This is a genomic window from Pseudoalteromonas sp. S8-8, from assembly GCF_000497875.1.
GTDB classification, from domain to species: domain Bacteria; phylum Pseudomonadota; class Gammaproteobacteria; order Enterobacterales; family Alteromonadaceae; genus Pseudoalteromonas; species Pseudoalteromonas arctica.
Genome location: NZ_AUTR01000046.1, coordinates 89,345 through 95,669, shown reverse-complemented (window position 1 = coordinate 95,669; position 6,325 = coordinate 89,345). Strand labels below are relative to the sequence as shown.

The window sequence follows — 6,325 nt, the reverse complement described above, 5'->3', positions numbered from 1 at the left end:
TAACAATCATCTGTGTGGACACTACGAACAAATAAGTTCTAAATCGTATAAGGAGGTGATCCAGCCCCAGGTTCCCCTAGGGCTACCTTGTTACGACTTCACCCCAGTCATGAATCACTCCGTGGTAAACGTCCTCCCGAGGGTTAGACTATCTACTTCTGGAGCAACCCACTCCCATGGTGTGACGGGCGGTGTGTACAAGGCCCGGGAACGTATTCACCGCGTCATTCTGATACGCGATTACTAGCGATTCCGACTTCATGGAGTCGAGTTGCAGACTCCAATCCGGACTACGACGCACTTTAAGTGATTCGCTTACTCTCGCGAGTTCGCAGCACTCTGTATGCGCCATTGTAGCACGTGTGTAGCCCTACACGTAAGGGCCATGATGACTTGACGTCGTCCCCACCTTCCTCCGGTTTATCACCGGCAGTCTCCTTAGAGTTCTCAGCATTACCTGCTAGCAACTAAGGATAGGGGTTGCGCTCGTTGCGGGACTTAACCCAACATCTCACAACACGAGCTGACGACAGCCATGCAGCACCTGTATCAGAGTTCCCGAAGGCACCAAACCATCTCTGGTAAGTTCTCTGTATGTCAAGTGTAGGTAAGGTTCTTCGCGTTGCATCGAATTAAACCACATGCTCCACCGCTTGTGCGGGCCCCCGTCAATTCATTTGAGTTTTAACCTTGCGGCCGTACTCCCCAGGCGGTCTACTTAATGCGTTAGCTTTGAAAAACAGAACCGAGGCTCCGAGCTTCTAGTAGACATCGTTTACGGCGTGGACTACCGGGGTATCTAATCCCGTTTGCTCCCCACGCTTTCGTACATGAGCGTCAGTGTTGACCCAGGTGGCTGCCTTCGCCATCGGTATTCCTTCAGATCTCTACGCATTTCACCGCTACACCTGAAATTCTACCACCCTCTATCACACTCTAGTTTGCCAGTTCGAAATGCAGTTCCCAGGTTGAGCCCGGGGCTTTCACATCTCGCTTAACAAACCGCCTGCGTACGCTTTACGCCCAGTAATTCCGATTAACGCTCGCACCCTCCGTATTACCGCGGCTGCTGGCACGGAGTTAGCCGGTGCTTCTTCTGTCAGTAACGTCACACATGATGGGTATTAACCACCACGCTTTCCTCCTGACTGAAAGTGCTTTACAACCCGAAGGCCTTCTTCACACACGCGGCATGGCTGCATCAGGCTTGCGCCCATTGTGCAATATTCCCCACTGCTGCCTCCCGTAGGAGTCTGGGCCGTGTCTCAGTCCCAGTGTGGCTGATCATCCTCTCAAACCAGCTAGGGATCGTCGCCTTGGTGAGCCATTACCTCACCAACTAGCTAATCCCACTTGGGCCAATCTAAAGGCGAGAGCCGAAGCCCCCTTTGGTCCGTAGACATTATGCGGTATTAGCAGTCGTTTCCAACTGTTGTCCCCCACCTCAAGGCATGTTCCCAAGCATTACTCACCCGTCCGCCGCTCGTCAGCAAAGTAGCAAGCTACTTTCTGTTACCGCTCGACTTGCATGTGTTAGGCCTGCCGCCAGCGTTCAATCTGAGCCATGATCAAACTCTTCAATTAAAAAGTTTTATGTCTTTCGACAGCTCAATGAATTCTGAATTTATTTTAATATCTTTCGATATTGAATTGACTGTGCCGAATAATTACCTAAATAACTATTCTATTGGTCACTCAGTTTTCAATTGAGACTCTAATTTGTTTGCCTCGCTACCTAAGTAGGTTGGCTGTTAGAACTCAATCTGTACGAGTGCCCACACAGATGATTGCTTTATATTGTTAAAGAACGTTTTGAGTCGCTTTAGCGTCTCAAGGGATGCGAATAATACACCCTTTATTTTTTGAGTCAACACTTAGTTTTAAACTTTCTTTCGACAATTTAAAACCGAAGTTTTATTTAACTCTCTGAGTTGTTTGTGCCTCGCTATGCGTTGGCGTTTCCTGTCTCAGTGGGGTCGCATTATAGGGAGATTCGAGCGGGGGTCAATGTTTTATTTCAGCTTTTTGACAATTAAATGAATTTAGTATGAAAGCTATACAAATAAAGGGCTGCAGAGCTTTTTTTGCCTATTAAACAACCAACATATGAGCAGTTAAACTACGTGCATACATAAAACTACAATATTAGGTGCTGTTAGGCTAAGCCAACTACATTTTTTAGTTGGCGTTTAATAAAGTATTACGTATGCAGTTAATTAAAAACTATAATTAAAGCCTGCGTAATAGCGTCGCCCTGAATAGCTTGAGTTAAGTAATCGTGCATCTGTATCATCACCTAAACGCGTTACCGATTCCGACTTAGTTAAATTAATAACAGCAGCTGTTAAGCTTAGCCCTTCATACAAATTAACCGATGCATTAACATCAACTTGCTCGTACGGGTCTTGATATACATTTAACCCACTATTAAGGCCTAATACTGTCTCCCCTCGTTTGTTATATGAAGCACGTATATTAAAAGCGTCACCTTCATAATAAACAGAGGTGTTGTACTGATACTTTGCACTGCCTATTAATGCCGACTGACCAAACTCTTCACCATTTACTGTTACATCTGCTTTATTGGTTTTGTTATAGGTGTAATTTGCGTAAAAACCAAAGCCATTATCAAAGGCATGCTGGATAAATACTTCCGCGCCTTTAGATATTGCATCGGTACCATTACCTACAGTGCTATACGGAGCTATATTAATGGTTCCTGCATCTACTATATTATTTTTACCGGCAAAGTTTTGCTCTACATCAATTACCAATGGCACAACAAAGTTATCTACTTTCTTATGAAAAAGTGCCAATCCAATAGCAGAACCCTCGCTGTAATAATACTCAATAGATAAATCAGCTTGCACCGATTCAAATGGCTTCAAGTTTTTATTACCACCACTGCCGCTAAAACCTGGCTGTTCATTAAATGCAGCTCTATCATTTGCCCATTCATCCGATACAAACGTAATACGCTGCTGCGCACCTAAATCGCTGTAATCAGGACGAGACATTACTTTTGCTATTGCCGCCCGAATAACTAAATCGTCAGTTGCATCCCACGCTATATTAAAGCTTGGTAGTATTTGAGTGTCTTCGTTTTCTTGAGTGACTAATTGATAGTCTTCTACAAAGCGTGCGTCACCAGTTACTGGCTCGCCTGTTTCGTCATTTGTGTGATCTAATTGGTAGGTATATAAGTCAGTAGATGAAGTAAGTGTTTTTGTTTGCACAACACGCACGCCCAAATTACCTCTTACTTCACTAAACTCAAAATCACCTTGAATATAAAAAGCAGATATTTTCTCTTCAATGTCGTAAACAAAGTTATCTTCAATACGTGTATAAGGTACATAGCTAGCAGTGACCATATCGCGATATTTATCCCAGTCGATACTTGGCATTTGGTTTATACCAAAACCACCAACAATATTACTCTCACTAGTAAATACATTTTGAGCTAATGGCATTCCACCATTCCATTGGTAGCTGTCGAAACGCGTAATACCTTGCTCGCTTGCTTCGCCCGCAGTAATATCAAAATTAGGATCTAAAAAGAAGGTATTGCCAGTTTCACGATGAAGCGTGGAGTTACGATATTTGACACCGGTTCTAATTGTTTTTAAAAAGCCCCAATCAACATAAAAATCCACATCAGCTTGGTAATAATCTTCTTCTAACTCACTGCGTACAAAACTTGAGTTTGAAGAGCCCGCATCACGACCGCCTCCAATTCCACTTTGCAAGTTAGCTAGTGTATTAGGGTCAATATTAAGTGATACATTATTTTGGTTGAGTGACCAGCCTGCCATTTGAGCAGCATTTTGAATAGCAGTGGCGTTTTCGCCCGCGTTTGAACTTTTATATGCAGCTTCCCAGCTTTCTTCCGGCCCCCCTTCTGATTTTGTATTACCCACAACAAAACGCGCTTTAAAATTATCGCCTTCATAAGTTAAATTAAAATCAAAGGTATCGGAGGTGGATTCTTCACGTACATAACTGCCGCGCATCCACGGAAACTGCATATCACTTTCAATACCGCTTGCCATCGCATCGTATTGCATACCTGTAACAATACTTCCCGACTCATCAAGATTTACATCAGTTAAAAAATCAGAATTTAAAGACCACTCAGGTATATCAATCACAGATTCAGTTCTGTCTTGGCCGAGTGTAAAGCCAAAGTAATTAAATCCAAGCTCTAAACGATTTGTTGGTCGCCACTGTGTACTAACTTGAATTCCTTCGCGCTCACGTTTTTCGTTAAGAACTGAACCTCGCACAACTTGTGGAAACCAAACTCCATCGTAACTGTTGCCGTTTGCATCATTAATAGTATCCCAACCATTATTGTTATTAACTGCGTTACCGTTTATATCTGTAGGTTGTCCACCGCCAGTGTAGCGCCATACATTTGCATCAGTTCCGCCCGAAAGTGTCCTGTTTATTCGTTCCTGATACGTATAGCCAACTAATACACCAAAGTTTTCGTTGTCGTTTTTCCATGAATATAAACCCGTAAACTGTGGTTCATACTCTTTTGTAACATCAGCGTAAGTACTCTCTACATTAAATACACCCGAGTTTACATCCATACTCAAAGGTTTTCGGCTATGCATTAATACAGTACCACCAACCCCTCCTTCATCTAAGCGTGCCTCTGGCGATTTATAAACCTCTACACTTTCAATCATCGAAGACGGTAACAAAGCATAATCAAACGAACGGGAAGGTTCACCCGGAGAAGACGCAATAAAATTACCATTAAGCTGTGTAAAAGTTAGCGCCGACGACAAACCACGAATACTGACTGATGAACCTTCTCCGCCGTCACGCTCAATTACCACACCAGGTACACGCTGAAGAGAGTCGGCAACGTTTTTATCAGGGAATTTTCCAATATCTTCAGCGGTAATTGCATCAACCACAGAGCCTGACATACGTTTTACATCTAAGTTTTCGGCCATGCTTGAACGGATACCACGTACTTCTATTACTTCCATATCTTTTGTGTGCTGCGAGTTTTTGTTTTCTTGCGCTGCAAAAGCATACGTAGAACCCAAAGCAGAAAAAATTGATACATAAAGTGACGACTTACAAAACGTTGAAAAAGGGAAAGGGTATATGCTTGCTAATATCATGTGAGAGGCTGTTCCATTTAAATCTGCTCATAAAACTAAAGCGAGAAGTTAGTCCTTTTACGCAAATTATTCACGTAATGGCAAAAATTGCTCCCAATTCTACACAGCCAAACTTAACCGTTTGTTAACCAACAATATTAAATTAAATAAACGTCTCTTTTAACTGTATTTATACCTATTAAATGAAAGTTAAAACCCAGCCCACACATCAAATCCGCTCTCAATTAACAAACTAAGAGCGGCTTTGTGGTATTTAATAGCTTAATGAAATAATTACAGTGCAAAAATCATCATAAAGTGTATACAAAAAAACGAAGGGGATAATTAGATGAGGTAGTCAGCAGTTTATACTTTAAAAAGCAAAACTGCCGGATGATATTTGAAAGAAGCAACAATTGCTAAATAGCGCTTGGTTAATCAAGCGTAGTAATAACCTCTGAAAGCTCGAGTAATGTCGGCTTTCCACCATAATAATTGGTATCTATGTGATAGCTATTACCCACCCAGAAAGGTGCTTTAGTTGAGTTATGTCCATGTATTGAAAAGTCGACTCCATGACTTTTAACTACCTTATTTTGTTTAACCACTTCGCGATCCCACAATAAAGATTGCACAATCACCGATTTATCATCCGGGTAATTTTCCCAATCCCACGATTGTGCAAATGTATGAGACAACCCAACTTTATAACCGCGATATTCAAGTACTATTGAAAGAGGTTTAGTTAGTAACTCATCGCACATAACATTGAGCTTTTCACTCGATACCGACTTGTGCCAATTGCCACCATTGTCAGTCCATAATTTAAAAGCCGCTTTATCATTACTTAATAATGATTCCAACATTAAATGCTCATGATTACCTAATATCATACATGCCCTAATGGCTTGTAAGTGTGTAAATAAGTCATATGTTTTATCCCCGCGATCAACAAAGTCGCCTAGGCAAAACAAAGTATCTCTTTCAGGGTTAAAATTTACGTTATTAAGTGCGTTTTTTAAGGCAGGTAAATCACCATCAAGATCGCCAATTACAAATACTCGGCACTCATCATTAATAAATATTGCTTGTTTTGAAGATACAGCCTGAATAGCGTTAATACCTATATGCAAAATAGACTCCTATAGAATGCAATCTAAAACTTAGATTAATACTTGAGTTTATAAAGCCTTAAGGTAACA

The 6,325-nt window shown here is 41.7% G+C and carries 2 protein-coding genes and 1 rRNA gene; all 3 read right to left on the bottom strand.

What is annotated here, in order from left to right:
• Positions 1-48: 48 nt before the first annotated feature.
• Positions 49-1,584, bottom strand: a 16S ribosomal RNA gene (locus L659_RS0116000).
• Positions 1,585-2,216: 632 nt separating this feature from the next.
• Positions 2,217-5,144 (bottom strand): TonB-dependent receptor, encoded by a 2,928-nt coding sequence (locus L659_RS0115995; protein ID WP_024591188.1) that lies wholly within the window; start codon positions 5,142-5,144, stop codon positions 2,217-2,219.
• Positions 5,145-5,557: 413 nt separating this feature from the next.
• A complete protein-coding gene (locus tag L659_RS0115990) occupies positions 5,558-6,256 on the bottom strand; it encodes a metallophosphoesterase (protein WP_024591187.1) in 699 nt (232 codons plus the stop codon).
• Positions 6,257-6,325: the final 69 nt, after the last annotated feature.